The organism is Thalassospira sp. (genome assembly GCF_040218635.1).
Lineage (GTDB): Bacteria > Pseudomonadota > Alphaproteobacteria > Rhodospirillales > Thalassospiraceae > Thalassospira.
This window is the reverse complement of sequence record NZ_JAVJRB010000011.1, coordinates 1-15128: the sequence shown is the minus strand read 5'-3', so window position 1 is coordinate 15128 and position 15128 is coordinate 1. Positions and strand designations below refer to the sequence as shown.

The 15128-nt window shown below is 54.3% G+C and carries 10 protein-coding genes; 8 read left to right on the top strand and 2 right to left on the bottom strand.

All coding sequences use genetic code 11. The features are described from left to right. The first annotated feature begins 177 nt into the window (after positions 1-177). On the top strand, positions 178-504 hold the full coding sequence (locus RIC05_RS11425) for an HPF/RaiA family ribosome-associated protein (protein WP_350040493.1): 327 nt from the start codon (positions 178-180) through the stop codon (positions 502-504). Between the two features lie 173 nt (positions 505-677). On the opposite strand, the gene RIC05_RS11420 is transcribed toward RIC05_RS11425, so the two are convergent. Both RIC05_RS11420 and RIC05_RS11415 read right to left on the bottom strand, forming a co-directional pair. Continuing rightward, positions 678-1007, bottom strand: coding sequence for an antibiotic biosynthesis monooxygenase family protein (locus tag RIC05_RS11420; protein ID WP_350048819.1), 330 nt, complete (start codon positions 1005-1007; stop codon positions 678-680). Next, entirely contained in the window at positions 1007-1588 is a 582-nt protein-coding gene (locus RIC05_RS11415) for an NADPH-dependent FMN reductase (RefSeq protein ID WP_350048821.1), read from the bottom strand. Before RIC05_RS11415 ends, RIC05_RS11420 begins: the two co-directional genes overlap by 1 nt. Before the next feature lie 112 nt (positions 1589-1700). On the opposite strand from RIC05_RS11415, the gene soxR reads away from it, so the two are divergent. From soxR to RIC05_RS11380, 7 genes are all read left to right on the top strand, one after another. Next, positions 1701-2162, top strand: a complete 462-nt coding sequence (gene soxR / locus RIC05_RS11410) for a redox-sensitive transcriptional activator SoxR (RefSeq protein ID WP_430473054.1) — start codon at positions 1701-1703, stop codon at positions 2160-2162. A gap of 182 nt (positions 2163-2344) precedes the next feature. Further along, on the top strand, positions 2345-5257 hold the full coding sequence (locus RIC05_RS11405; protein ID WP_350048823.1) for a helicase-related protein: 2913 nt from the start codon (positions 2345-2347) through the stop codon (positions 5255-5257). 96 nt (positions 5258-5353) lie between these two features. Beyond that, a complete protein-coding gene (locus RIC05_RS11400; protein ID WP_350048825.1) occupies positions 5354-5761 on the top strand; it encodes an RNA-binding S4 domain-containing protein in 408 nt (135 codons plus the stop codon). A gap of 201 nt (positions 5762-5962) precedes the next feature. Then, a complete protein-coding gene (locus tag RIC05_RS11395; protein ID WP_350040498.1) occupies positions 5963-7684 on the top strand; it encodes a peptidase domain-containing ABC transporter in 1722 nt (573 codons plus the stop codon). Continuing rightward, a complete protein-coding gene (locus tag RIC05_RS11390) occupies positions 7681-9822 on the top strand; it encodes a peptidase domain-containing ABC transporter (protein ID WP_350048827.1) in 2142 nt (713 codons plus the stop codon). The genes RIC05_RS11395 and RIC05_RS11390 overlap by 4 nt, the downstream gene beginning before the upstream one ends. Continuing rightward, entirely contained in the window at positions 9819-11174 is a 1356-nt protein-coding gene (locus RIC05_RS11385) for an HlyD family type I secretion periplasmic adaptor subunit (protein ID WP_350048829.1), read from the top strand. Before RIC05_RS11390 ends, RIC05_RS11385 begins: the two co-directional genes overlap by 4 nt. A gap of 145 nt (positions 11175-11319) precedes the next feature. Next, positions 11320-15128 (top strand): beta strand repeat-containing protein (locus tag RIC05_RS11380; protein WP_350059760.1); only part of this gene is annotated, 3809 nt, incomplete at its 3' end.

Below are 15128 nucleotides of genomic sequence, written 5' to 3'. Positions count from 1 at the left end.
CAACGCACCTTGCAGCGCAAGCCCTCTATCCTAAGTATAGATATAGACGGTTTTTTACAGGGGTTGGCAACCATACAACAAGCCCCCCTGAATGTCCCCGTCGCCAAGGCGTCGGGGTGAAACGGCAGGGTGCAATGCCCTGCTTTGCGTCCAAGGCTTATAACAGGAGGCCGTATCATGAAGGTTCCCGTTCAAATCACCTACCGTGATGTTGATCAGTCTGATGCGCTTGACGAGCGTATCCGTTTCAAGGTGCAAAAACTGGAAGATACCTTCGATCGCATGACCAGTTGTCATGTTGTTGTGGAACGTCCACATGCTTCTCATAACCATGGAAACCGATTTGCCGTGCATTTTGGCATCAACGTGCCGGGCAAGGAAATCATGGTCAAACGTGACAGTGCCGATCACGCCCATGAAGATGTGTATGTCGCGCTTAAAAACAGTTTTCAGGCCGCGCGTCGGCAGCTCAAGGAATATGCAGACAAGATGCGGAACCACTAAGGTCCCTGTTAAGTATTAAAGGGTAGGCGGGGCGACCGGATGGTCGCCCCGTTTTGCGTTCAGGTCGAAGTTACCCGATTTGCCGGTGGCGCAAAGGGGCAGGCGTGATGGCGAAACAAGATATTTTGCCATCACAGGTGCATCAGCCCGACACTGTTGCGGGGCGGGGGGAATTAAACAGTGCCGGACTGATACAGGACGTGGAACCGACCGGGACTGGGCGGTTCAAGCATGGGGCGCACACGGGCCATATGTTGCCCAAATCGGGCAGAATGCGTCCATTTTTCCAGATCGGCGTTTGATCTGAATCTGGCCATGATCACAAGACTTTGGCGATCTTCGGCGATCAAAAGGCGTCCGCCGATCAGGCCGTCGATTTCTGATGCGACATTTTGCTGAAACGCGGTCTGGATTTCGACAAAGCTTTCGAGTTGCCCGGGTTTGGGGCGGACCTGACTGATGGTGACAATCTCGTCAGGGGATATCGGGGGTTGGGTGCTCATCAGCCGACCTCGCGCAGTTTGGGGGCCGCTTGTGGATAGCGGGCATCGCGAAGCGCACCTGCCCACCATTTCAAATCCGTCACCATGTGGCAAAGGGCGGCATCGGTGCCATCATCAACGGGAACACCGGATGCATCAAATCGGTCCCATGCATTGGCAAAACTTACAACGTCGCGCATGGTCACAACGTGCAATTCCGCAAAGACCAACCGCAATTGTTCAACAGCGCGCAGGCCACCGGCCATGCCGCCATATGACACAAAGGCAAGCGGTTTGCGTTTCCACTGTGCTTTGGCAGCGTCAATCAGAAGCTTAAGCTCGCCGGTAAAGCTGTGATTGTATTCCGGGGTGACAACAATAAAGGCGTCAGCCTCGCCCAAGGTTGCATGAAGGTCGCGGACACCCTGATGTTCCGCACCCACATGGGCGGCAGGCAGGTTCAGTACCGCCGGATCGAGAACATCGACTGAAATGTCGCGATCGGTTTTCAGGGTTCTGACAACCCAGTTGCCAACGGTATCGCAGAACCGGCCTTCGCGGGCACTGCCATAGATGACGGCTACATTGAATGTCTCTTTCATCGGACTTGTTCCTTGATAATTTCTTTGCAATGGGTAAAGGTCTAAAACCTCAACTAAAGTTAAGGTCAAGTGCGAATTTTGACTTTTGTGAAAACCGGTTTGGAGACGTCAATTGGCAGGCAGTGGTGTGTTGCAGCGGTATATGAGTGTTGGCGAGGTCGCCCGGCGAAGCGGGATTGCCGTATCGGCGGTGCATTTTTATGAACGCAAAGGCCTGATCAGTTCGATCCGGACCGATGGCAATCAGCGCCGGTTTCATCGCGGGGTTTTGCGCAAGGTTGCGATCATCAAGGTGGCGCAAAAAACCGGTATTCCGCTTGGCGAAATCGGGGATGCCTTTGATAAATTACCGCCCAACACCATCCCGACCGCCAAGGATTGGGCAAAGCTGTCTTCGCAGTGGCGCGACGATCTTGATGAACGGATTGAGCAGCTTACGCGCTTGCGCGACCAGCTTGGTCAATGCATCGGGTGTGGCTGTTTGTCGATATCCGATTGCCCGTTGCGCAATCCCTATGACGAACTGGCCGTTGATGGTCCCGGTGCCCGTCTGCTTGAATTGGAAGACGAATAACGTGCCTCAACCTTTTGATCCGGCCTTAGGGTGAGCCCGACGATATGGGTGGAGCCGCACAGTTCTGCGCTTTGTGCATGGGCGGGCGCGGGCAGAAAGCTTGACATTGCTTCTGTTGCCGTGTTGAAAGGCGCAATGATTGCGACAGCCCGGATCATTGGGGTGTCGATTGGAAAAGTTTGATGCAGATTTCAACCCGATCCGGCCCCCGTATCCTTGCCATCTTGGGGCCGACCAACACCGGCAAGACCCATCTGGCCATGGAACGGATGTTGGCGCATACCACCGGGATGATCGGGTTCCCGCTGCGATTGCTGGCGCGTGAAAACTATGACCGTGCGGTTGCCAAAGTCGGCAAAGCTGCCGTCGCGCTGATTACCGGTGAAGAACGCATTCTGCCCAAAACGGCCCGTTATTTCCTGTGTACCGTCGAAGCCATGCCGGTTGCCAAACAGGTCGAATTTTTGGCAATCGATGAAATCCAGATGTGTGCCGACCCGGAACGCGGTCATGTCTTTACCGACCGGCTGCTTCATGCGCGCGGACGGTCAGAAACCATGTTCATGGGCGCAGAAACCATCCGTCCGGTGATCCGCAAGCTTGTCGAGAATGTCGAATTTGATACGCGCGCACGCTTTTCGACCCTGTCTTATAACGGGGCCAAGAAAATTCAGCGCCTTCCGGCACAATCGGCAATCGTGACTTTTTCGGCCCAGGAAGTGTATGCGGTGGCGGAACTGGTGCGGCGTCAAAAGGGCGGTGCAGCGGTTGTCCTTGGCGCGCTCAGCCCGCGGACGCGCAATGCGCAGGTCGAAATGTTCCAGAATGGCGAGGTCGAGCACCTTATCGCGACGGATGCGATCGGCATGGGGCTTAATCTTGAACTTAATCACGTTGCTTTTGCCGCCTTGCATAAGTTCGACGGAAAGTTCAACCGGAGCCTGTCGGCAGCCGAAACCGCACAGATCGCTGGTCGCGCCGGGCGTCACATGAATGACGGAACATTCGGTGTTACGGGCAACCTTTCTGGCATCGATCCCGATATTATCGAGCAAATCGAAGCACATGAGTTCGAGCCGCTGACAAAAGTATTCTGGCGGAATGCGCGACTGGATTTCCGATCCGTTGGCGCGCTTCAGAAATCATTGCGTCGTCGATCAGAAGACCCGACGCTGATTTTGGCCCGCGAGCCGGTCGATGAAGTCATGCTCGAACATCTGGCGAATAACGAGGATGTTGCACGGATTGCAACGGCGCCTGATCGCGTCCAGTTACTGTGGGAAGTCTGCCAGATTCCCGACTTTAGAAATATCCATACCGATACCCATCCAAGACTGCTAACATCGATCTATCGTTATCTTGCGAAACCCGGAAGCACGCTGCCAATCGACTGGTTAGGCGAACAAGTCTTGCGTCTGGATCGTTATGATGGTGATATCGATCAGTTGTCATCACGTTTGGCAGGTATTCGCGTCTGGACATATGTATCGCACAAGCATCACTGGCTCGATGATTCCAATCATTGGCAGGAACGCACGCGGGCCATTGAGGATAAGCTCTCAGATGTGCTACATGAACGCCTGACCCAAAGGTTCGTCGATAGACGGACCTCGGTTTTATTGAAAAGTCTCAAGGACAAGTCTGAACTCATGTCTACCATCACTGCGAATGGTGAAGTACAGGTCGAAGGTGAATTTGTCGGCCGTCTTGACGGATTCCGTTTCATCGCTGATGAAACCGATGCTGCTTTCGAAGGCAAGGCTATCGCCAGTGCCGCACGTCGCGCGTTGACAGGCGAAATCGCCCAACGCGTCAAACAACTTGAAACCGATGAAGACGATAAATTCTCGGTGAATGGGCAGCTTGATGTCCTTTGGAACGGTGCGCAGGTTGGCGTGCTGAAAAAAGGTGACACGGTTCTGTCTCCTGAGGTCCAGGTGATCGACAGCGAGTTCTTTGACGGTCCGACCCGCGAACGTGTTCGCATCCGTCTGTTGAATTTTGTCAATGCTCATATCGAAGCGCGCCTTAAAATGCTGACCCGCCTGCGCGATTGTCAGCTTTCAGGTCCGATTCGGGGTCTTTTGTTCCAGCTGAACGAAGGCCTTGGCTGTGTTCCGCGTTCGGAACTTGACAGTCTGGTCAAAGATTTGTCCGACGAAGACCGTAAGGCGCTTGCCAAGCTTGGTGTGCGTCTTGGTGTTGAAACGGTTCATGTGCTTGACGCGCTTAAGCCGGATCCTGTTGAGCTGCGCGGCATTCTTTGGGCTGTTGCTCGTGAACTTGATGCGCTTCCTGATTTGCCGCCAGCGGGCCGTACGTCGGTTCCCAATGACCGTGCAAATTCCAAGGGATTCTATCTGGCTGCGGGCTATATGCCGGTGGGGCCGTTGGCCGCACGTGTGGATATGCTTGAACGCTTTGCCGCGTTGCTGCGTCAAAAGGCGCGTGAAAATGATGGTAAGGTTCGCCCTGATCCTGATCTTTTGTCGCTTTTGGGCTGCACGGTCGAGCAGGCAGAAGGCGTGTTTACCGCACTTGGCTGGCGTGCCGAAGTAACCAAGGTCAAAAAATCCGAACTTGAAGCCAAAGAAGCCGAGAAAAAAGGCGCAGAGGCAGCAAAGACAGATAAAGCCGAGGCCGTGGCCGAAGCTGCAACCGAGGTAAAAGCCGAAACCCCTGCCGACGTTACAGCAGAAGAAGTGGCACCAGCTGCAAGCGAAGACGCACCGGCAGAAGCTGTTGCTGAAGTTGCAGCAGTTGATGGGGCCGAAGCCCCGGTCGGGGACGCGCCTTCTGTTGAAACCGATGCAGATGGCGATGAACTGGTTGAAGTCAAATTCTTCGTTCGTGTCGACCGTCGCAAACGCAGTGGTCCGGCTGGCCGTGGTCAGCAGCGTGGCCCGCGTCAGGATGCACGCGCGAAAGGTGGCCCCAAAGGCAAGGGTGCAAACCGCCCGAACCGTGGGGGCAACAAAGGCGAACGCGGTGATAAGCCGGGTGGTCGTGGTGGTCAGGCTCCTGAAAAGAAGAACCAGATCAACGAAGATTCACCTTTTGCCAAGCTTAAGGAAATGCTTGCAGCCAAAGGCTGATCGCATCGGATATGAACTTTGGAACGGCGACCCTTGCAGGTCGCCGTTCTGCGTTCTAAATGTAAATTGATCAATTGGTTACAGGATCAGAAGGCTGTGAAGGAACAGACAGAAAAGCTTCGGATTGATAAATGGCTTTGGCATGCGCGGTTTTACAAAACCAGATCACTGGCCAGTAAAGCCTGTCAGGCGCGTCATATTGTTCTGAACGGCCAGTCTGTTTCGAAATCCAGCGTGACGGTGGTTCCCGGTGACCGGCTTCAATTCTTTCAGGGAACGCATCTGCGCGTTGTCGAAGTCGTCGGATTGGGGGAACGCCGCGGTCCGGCCCCGGAAGCCCAGACCCTTTATATTGATCATTCACCGCCCAGAATGCCCAAAAAAGAAGTGGCATCAGATATCAGAATAGCCCCGATAGCGGAACGAGATGCCGGGGCAGGACGCCCGACAAAGGCCGAACGGCGTGCGACCGACAGATTGCGTGGCGAAGACGGTGATGCATAAAACTTATTAAACCTTGATTGCGATCACTTTGACCTGAATAAATGAGGGTTCGAGCGGGTGTGACGTGCGAATATCTGGTTGTAAGGTACGAAAGATTTTCTTGCGTCGGATTTTGGTATCCTTTATGCATCCTATCTGATGGTATAAGTATACCGCCTTTTGGGTGGTATTAAATCGTAAGATCTGGAGCAGACCAGCCCCATGACACGTCGGCCGGGACTGAATATCGGAACATTGTCGCATTTGCGCACGGGTCGTTTTGCGCTGTTGGTTGCCGCTTTGGTAATCAACCTGCTGTCGCTTGCGTTGCCGATCACTTTGCTTCAGGTCTATGACCGCGTTCTTCCGCACAATTCGATCCCGACCCTGACGCTTTTGGTGTTGGGGGTTCTGGGCGCCTTGGTGCTTGAGGCCCTTTTGCGTCTTGGCCGTGCTTATGTCTCGTCCCTTTCGGCGGCAAAGTTTGAACATCACAGCGCACAGGTCGCCGTTGGTCATTTGCTCTCAGCCAGCTTGACCGATTATGGAAAAACCGCGCCGGGCTTGCATCTTCAACGGTTAAACAGCCTGAACATGCTGCGCGACTTTTATTCCGGTCAGGCAATTGGTGCGGTTGTTGATCTGCCGTTTATCATTCTGTTTCTGGCTTTGGTTACGATCATTGGCGGGGTTCTTGTTGCGGTTCCGCTTGGTATCTTGCTGGCGTTTTTACTTACGGCGGTGTTTTTGGGACAGCAGTTGCGTTCAGCCCTTGATAAGCGCAGCCAGTCTGACGAACGCCGCTATAACTTCATCATCGAAACCCTGACCGGGATCCACACCATTAAATCGATGGCGATGGAAAACATGATGATCCGCCGACATGAACAGCTTCAGGAACAATGTGCCGGGGATGATCTTGTCGCCGCACGTTCTGCGCATGCTGCGGTCAATGCCAGTGCATTGTTTTCGATGCTGACCATGGTTCTGGTTGCGGCATTTGGTAGTGTACTGGTGATCCAGGGCAACTTGACGGTTGGGGGTTTGGCGGCCTGTACGATGCTTTCGGGGCGTTCAATTCAGCCATTGCAGCGCGCAATGAGCCTGTGGACCCAGTTCCAGAACATTCGCGTTGCCCGCCATCGCGTGCAGGAATTGTTTGAAGTCGAATCTGAAGACAAACCGGGATCGGTCGAAATGCCGTTACTTGATGGCAAGATCGAGTTGCTGAATGTCGGCTTTTCGCATGCCGATGGCAAAAAGGTTTTCGATAACCTTGATCTGGTGATTGAACCGGGTGATTCGATTGCGGTCACCGGCGACAACGGGACGGGTAAAACCACCTTGTTGTGGATGTTGATGGGGGCGTTGCGCCCTGATCGCGGTGAGATACTGCTTGATGGTAAAAATCCGGCAGATTACAGCGCGGAATCGACCCGACGTCAAATTGCCTATTTGCCGCAACATGGTGTGATGTTCAAAGGATCGATTCTTGAAAATATCACCGGATTTCGTAAGGAAATCGGCATTGAACGGGTTGTCGAAATCGCCAGGCGTCTGGGGCTTGATGACATCGTGATGCGGATGCCCCAAGGCTATGACACCGAAGTTGGCGGACAGGCATCTGAAACGCTGCCGCGCGGGGTGAAACAACGCATTGCCGTTGCCCGTGCCTTGATTGATTACCCGCGCATTGTGCTGTTTGATGAAGCAAACAGTTCGCTTGATATCGCAGGCGATAACATCATGGCCAGCTTGATGGTGGAATTGAAAAAGCATTGTACCTTGGTCATGGTATCGCACCGTCCGTCGCTTATTGCCTTGGCAAACAAGCAATATCGTCTTGTCGATCATCACCTTGTGCCGATCCTTAAGCGGAGCAACAAACGAGTAACCCGGGCGCAATCGGCGTTTCGTTTGCCAGTCGGGACGGGTGCGGAATGAAAAAACTTGAAAACATGGACTATGCGCTAAATTACAGGATGGGGTTGGGAAGTACTGACGCCCTGTCTGATTTTGACGCATGTCTTTGGCCATTGTTGCAGGCATTGGGCTGGCGCGGTTTGCCGCGTCAGGTTGCAGAAGCCTTGCCTCATATGGATCAGGCGCTTGATCTGGTTGATTTCCGCAACGTTCTTGCGCACCTGAACTATCAATCGCGCGAAATCGACACCACATTTGATCAAATCGATGAACGCATGATGCCATGCATCTTTGTGCCGGATGACGGCACGGCATTGGTGGTGATGCGCCCGGAAGATAACGGTATCCGCGTTTTTGACGGTGGGACTGACCGGGAAATCGTGATCAAGGCATCGGCCCTTCCGGGCAAGCTTTATCAGTTTACGGTTGCTGACCGGCGTGAACGGTATTTCGAAGACGACAAGCGCGGCTGGTTTGGCGGTATTGCCGAACGGTTTTCAAACCTTGGCCATCAGTTGCTGCTTATTACGCTGGTGCTCAACATCATGGCACTGGCGACGCCCATTTTTGTGATGGGCATTTATGATCGCGTGATCGGAACACGTTCGATCCCGATGCTGATCCAGTTTTCGATCGGTATCGGTATTGTCCTGATCTTGACGTGGGTCTTGCGTGCGCTTCGCAGCCAGATCGTTAGCCACTTTGGCGCGCGGCTTGATACGTTGGTCAGCGGGGCGATCTTTGAACGACTGTTGTCGTTGCCGCCTGCCTTTACCGAACGCGCCCCTGTCGGGGTGCAGATTTCGCGCATTCGTGACTTTGAAAGTGTACGTGAATTTTTCACCGGCCCGATGGCTCTGGTGATGTTGGAAATGCCATTCGTCCCGATATTCCTGATTGTGATGTTCTATCTTGGTGGATGGCTGTCTCTTATTCCGGTCGCTTTGATTTGCGTTTTCGTCCTGATCGGGTTGATTGCTTTTCCTGTTGTCTCGCGACGGGTCTCCGAGCTTGGTCGCAACGGGGCAAATCGGCAGGAATTCCTTGTCGAAACGGTCGCCAAGATGTCTGCCCTTAAATATACCGCGTCGGAAAAACGCTGGTTGGCGCGCTTCCGCGATATTTCGGCAGACACGGCCTATGCCGGATACCGGGTTGCGATGGTGAACAACGTGATTAACACATCTGCCCAGATCCTGATGATTACAGCCGGTGCGCTGGTTCTTGCCTTTGGTGCGGATCGGGTGATGAATGCGCAAATGAGTGTCGGGGCGCTGGTGGCATCGATGATGCTGGCATGGCGGGTGTTGGGGCCGATCAATCAGGCATTTCTGGGCTTGCCGCGACTTGCGCAATTGCGCGGGAGTGTGCGTCAGATTAACCGTCTGATGACGCTGGCACCCGAAGGGGACCTTGTGCCCCGTTCGGTTGATCAGCGCCGGTTTGAAGGGGCGGTATCATTTTCCCGCGTCAGTTTCCGCTACAGTCCGGAATCTGATCCAGCATTGGTCGGGGTCAATTTTGATATCAAACCGGGGCAGGTTGTTGCGGTGGTTGGTGCCAATGGTGCGGGGAAATCATCGCTGATCAAACTGGTTGCCGGGATGTATCAGCCACAGGCGGGCGCGGTTTTGATTGATGGCGCGGATATCCGCCAGATGGACCCGCAAACCTTGCGGCAGGCGATTTCCTATGTGCCACAGGATATTGAATTTTTCCGCGGTTCGATTGCGCAGAACTTGCGGCTTGCCAACCCTGTTGCATCGACAGATGATTTGCGCATGGCCTGTATGTCTGCTGGAATCCTCCAAGAAGTCGAAGCTCTGCCAGAAGGGTTCTCGTCCCGGCTGGGCGATCAGCATTCTTCGCGCTTTTCGGCCAGTTTCCTGCAGCGGCTTGCACTTGCGCGCGCATTTGTCCGCGAAGCACCGATTATTTTGTTTGATGAGCCGACCAATGGTCTGGATCAGCGTGCGGACCGGGCGTTTTTGCATACGATTAACCGTCTGCGTGGCGGTTCAACAATATTCCTGATTACCCACCGGCCAAGCCATCTGGATATGGCCGACCGCATTCTTGTTCTTGATGCGGGTCAATTGCGCGGGGATGCCCCGCCAGAACGGATCAAGCAGCAAGTGATAGACGGAGGTTACCTATGAGTGATGGAGCTGTGCAAAATACTGCGATAGAGCGGTTCCGTCGATCCCGCCGGATGACGCGTTACCTTTCGCATGCGGTCTTGCTCGAAGAAGGCGGTATTTCGGTCTTTGTCCGTTCGGCCATGGTGATGTTGTCGGTTGGTTTTCTGGCACTTGTTGCATGGGCTGCTACGACCGAGATCAAGGAAACGGCGATTACATTTGGTCAGGTGATGCCAACCAGTGCTGTGAATAAAATCCAGCATCTGGAGGGGGGTATCATCGAAGAAATCATGATTCGCGACGGTGCTCTGGTTGAAAAAGGGCAGGTACTGATACGGCTTAAGGCCGATGGTGCGCAGGCTGAACTTTCTCAAACCGAAACCAAGCTGGGTAATCTACAGCTCGAGTCGGAACGCTTTCGTGCCTTGGCCGAAGGTCGGGAGCCGAACTTTGCGACGTGGTTGGCTCTGTATCCGGAACTTGCAAGCAATCAGCAGGAAATTTATCAAATCCAGACGGAGCTGGATGCGAACCAAAGCGAAATTCTTCAAGTCCAGATCAAGGAACGCAATGCCGAGCTTGCACAGTTAAGCGAACAGGAAGCAACGCTGCGCAAGTCGGCTGATTTGCTTAATCAGGAAGTGACCATGCGCCGGTCCCTGTATGAGCAGGGACTGAATTCCAAGGTGTTGTTCCTTAATATTCAACGTGAATTGAACGAAGCACAAGGCAACCTTTCGGGCGTAATTGCGGAAAAAGCACGTGCACGTGAAACGATTGCCGAAGCCAATTTGCGTTTGAACGAACTTGAAAAAAGCCAACGGGAAGAAGCGATTACGGAACTTGGCCGTCTTGGTGGCGAGATTGCCCAGACGCGCGAAGCCTTGCGCAAATTGCGCGATCGTGTTGCGCGCCTTGAAATCGTTGCGCCAACGCGCGGCTATATCAAAGGCCTGCAATTCACAACGATTGGCGGGGTGATTGCCCCGGCCCAGATTGTTATGGAACTGGTTCCGGTTGACGATGTGTTGATTGCAGAAACGCGCATTTCAACCGAGGATATCGGTCATATCCATCTTGGCCAGCCGGTTACGGTTAAGGTCAGTGCATTCGACTTTATACGATATGGTGGTATATCGGGCGAATTAGTATCGATTTCTGCCTCTACTTTTGTTGATGAAGAAGGCAAACCGTATTATAAAGGCAAAGTTGCACTTGATGCTGATTCTGTTGGTATAGGTGCAACTGCTCAAAAGATCATACCCGGAATGACTGTTCAGGCGGACATCCAAACCGGGGAGCGTACCCTGCTGAAATACCTTTTGAAGCCGGTTTATGTCTCGCTTGATCAGGCGTTCACGGAACGATGAGCATTTTTTGGTCCTGCTGGAAATGAAATTCTCATTTCTACTGCCCGGCCGCACATTTCTCTGGTTTAAACCAGGGTATCTATACTAATGTATAGAAGTGTGGGCCGGGATATACCCGCTTCGCACTTTTTGGAGAACGGGTTATATGGCGGACGATCCACGGAATTCTGAAAACGCACGCGGCGAAGGCAATGGCGGTCTGGATGAACAGACAGCGCCAGACGATCTTCAGCGCGCCGATGGTCAGGACAGTGAGTCAGAAGAACTGGTCGAATTGCATGACGACCAGAACAGTAACCCGACCCCTCCAGATCAGGAACTTGGGTCCGTCCATTACGGCAATCAGGTCTTTAACCCGCAAGCCGAAGCCCAACAGGCTTTCCGTCGCCAGAACGCGGCAAGTCAGCGTCAGGAACGGACGCAGGCTGCCGAGGCCAGCGAAAAGCAGACAATTGCCCAGAACGAAGAAGCCGAGATCAATAACCAGATTGATACGGGGGCGGATACGTTTGATTCCAATGCGGGCACGGATGGCTCGGATGAGATCTCTTTGAAGTCTGACCCAAGCACGGTTGATCTTCCCGATATTCCGCTTTCGACCAACGACACCAACGATCTGCGCGGCGAACGTGACGTACCCGATCGTGGTGACCGCGAAGGTCTGGGGCAGGATTTTGTCCCGGCCGATGAACAAGCTGTCGAGCCGGAAGAAGTTTCCGAAGAAGTTGAAGAAGAAGCGGTTGAAGCGGAAGAAACCGCAGAAGTAGAAGAAGCTGTCGAAATCGAAAAGGTCGCTGACGCTCCCAAACTTTCGGCTGGTAATGTGACCGGTTCGGAAGACGGCGCGATTGCGCTTGATCTCTCGGCATCGCTTAACGACCTTGATGGCGGCAGCGAGACTCTTACCATCACGATTTCCGGTGTGCCGGATGGCGCAACTTTGTCGGCCGGCACCAACAATGGTGACGGGACCTGGTCGCTTTCGCCGGGGCAATTGGGTGGCTTGACCATCACGCCCCCGGATAATTTCAGCGGTAGTTTCGATCTTTCCGTCACCGCCACCAGCCGCGAATCAAATGGTAGTACAAATTCGACCAGTTCAAGCTTTACGGTCGAGGTTGAAGGCGTTGCCGATGGCGCGACGTTGGATGTTCTTGATGCCTCAGGGCGCGAAGATACCGCCATTGCCCTTAATATTGATACGGAACTTCTTGATGACAGCGAAAGCCTGTCGATCACGATCAAGGGCGTTCCGGATGGCGCGACCTTGTCGGCCGGTACCGATAATGGTGACGGGACCTGGACGCTTGACCCGGATCAACTTGAAGGCCTGACAATTACGCCTGCTGATGATTTCAGCGGCGAAATCGACCTGACCGTTCTGGTCTCCACCACCGATGGCAGTGATACCGCCGTGGTGATGGAAGAAATCAAAGTCGATGTCGAAGGGGTGGCGGATGCGCCGACTTTGGATGTGGCGGATGCTTCGGGTAACGAAGCCAGTGCGATTGCGCTTGATATTGATGCAGGTCTGACAGATTCCAGTGAAGTTCTCACTGTCACGATCTCCGGCGTTCCGGACGGTGCAACCTTGTCGGCCGGTACGGATAATGGGGATGGTACATGGACGTTGGGATCGGATGACCTTGAAGGTCTGACGATCACGCCGGCTGATGACTTCTCTGGTTCGTTTGATCTTGGCGTTACGGCGCAGTCGGCAGACGGTGAAGATATCGCGACCACGACCGGTTCGATCACGGTCGATGTTGCGGGCGTCGCGGATGCGCCAACCCTTGAGACGTCGAATGCTTCGGGCAACGAAGACAGCGCCATTGCGCTCGACATTGATGCGGGCCTTACCGACAGCTCGGAAGTTCTGACGGTCACGATCTCTGGCGTTCCGGATGGTGCGACTTTGTCGGCGGGTACGGATAATGGCGATGGCACCTGGACGTTGGGTTCGGATGACCTTGAAGGTCTGACGATTACCCCGGCTGATGACTTCTCCGGGTCGTTTGACTTGGGCGTTACCGCTCAGTCGGCGGATGGCGAGGATGTTGCGACCACGACTGGCTCCATTACGGTTGACGTTGCTGGCGTTGCCGATGCTCCGACTTTGGATGTTGCGGACGCAAGCGGTTCCGAAGATTCGGCCATTGCGCTTGATATCGATGCTGGCCTGACAGACAGCTCGGAAATTCTGACGATTACGATCTCTAGCGTTCCGGACGGGGCGACTTTGTCGGCGGGTACGGATAACGGTGATGGCACCTGGACGTTGGGATCGGATGACCTTGAAGGTCTGACGATCACGCCGGCCGATGACTTCTCCGGTTCGTTCGATCTGGGCGTGACCGCCCAGTCTGCCGATGGTGAAGACATTGCTTCTGTAAGCGACAGCATCACGGTTGATGTCGCGGGTGTGGCTGACGCGCCAACATTGGAAACTTCCGATGCGTCGGGCAATGAAGACAGTGCCATAGCATTGGATATCGATGCCGGTCTGACGGACAGCTCGGAAGTTCTGACGGTTACGATCTCCGGCGTGCCGGACGGGGCAACTCTGTCGGCTGGTACGGATAATGGCGATGGCACCTGGACGCTGGGATCGGATGATCTTGAAGGTCTGACGATTACGCCAGCTGATGACTTCTCCGGTTCGTTTGATCTGGGTGTTACCGCTCAGTCGGCGGATGGCGAGGATGTCGCGACGACGTCTGGTTCGATCACGGTCGATGTTGCGGGTGTAGCGGATGCACCAACTTTGGATGTTGCTGACGCCAGCGGTTCTGAAGACAGCGCAATAGCATTGGATATTGATGCGGGTCTCACCGACAGCTCGGAAGTTCTCACTGTGACGATCTCCGGTGTGCCGGACGGTGCAACTCTGTCGGCTGGTACCGATAATGGCGATGGTACCTGGACGCTGGGGGCGGATGATCTTGAAGGTCTGACGATTAAACCTGCCGATGACTTCTCTGGCAGCTTTGAGCTGGGCGTTACAGCCCAGTCGGCTGATGGCGAGGACTTTGCGGTTACCACCTACAGCCTGACAGTTGATGTTGCCGGTGTTGCTGATGCGCCAACGCTTGAGACTTCGAACGCTTCTGGCAATGAAGATTCAGCGATTGCGCTTGATATTGATGCCGGCCTGACGGATTCCAGTGAGGTTCTGACGATCACGATCAGTGGCGTGCCGGATGGGGCGACCTTGTCAGCGGGTACGGATAATGGCGACGGCACCTGGACGCTGGGCTCGGATGATCTTGAAGGTCTGACGATTACGCCTGCTGATGACTTCAGCGGGTCGTTTGACTTGGGCGTTACGGCTCAGTCGGTGGACGGTGACGATGTTGCCACCACAACCGGTGCGATCACGGTAGATGTTGCCGGTGTTGCAGATGCCCCGACTTTGGATGTTGATGACGCAAGCGGCACCGAAGACAGTGCCATTGCGCTCGACATCGATGCTGGCCTCGCTGACAGCTCTGAGACCCTGACGATCACGATTAGTGGCGTTCCAGATGGGGCGACTTTGTCGGCTGGTACTGATAATGGTGACGGCACCTGGACGCTGGGCTCGGATGAGCTTGAAGGTCTGACGATTACGCCAGCGGATGACTTCTCTGGCAGCTTCGATCTTGGTGTTAGCGCACAGTCTGCAGATGGTGAAGATGTTGCGACGACGACGGGTTCGATTACGGTTGATGTTGCGGGTGTGGCTGACGCCCCGACACTCGAGACTTCAAACGCTTCTGGCAATGAAGACAGCGCAATTGCACTCGACATCGATGCAGGCCTGACGGATTCCAGTGAGGTTCTCACTGTAACGATCTCTGGTGTTCCGGATGGCGCCACTTTGTCGGCTGGTACCGATAATGGTGATGGCACCTGGACGTTGGGCTCGGACGATCTTGAAGGTCTGACGATTACGCCAGCCGATGACTTCTCTGG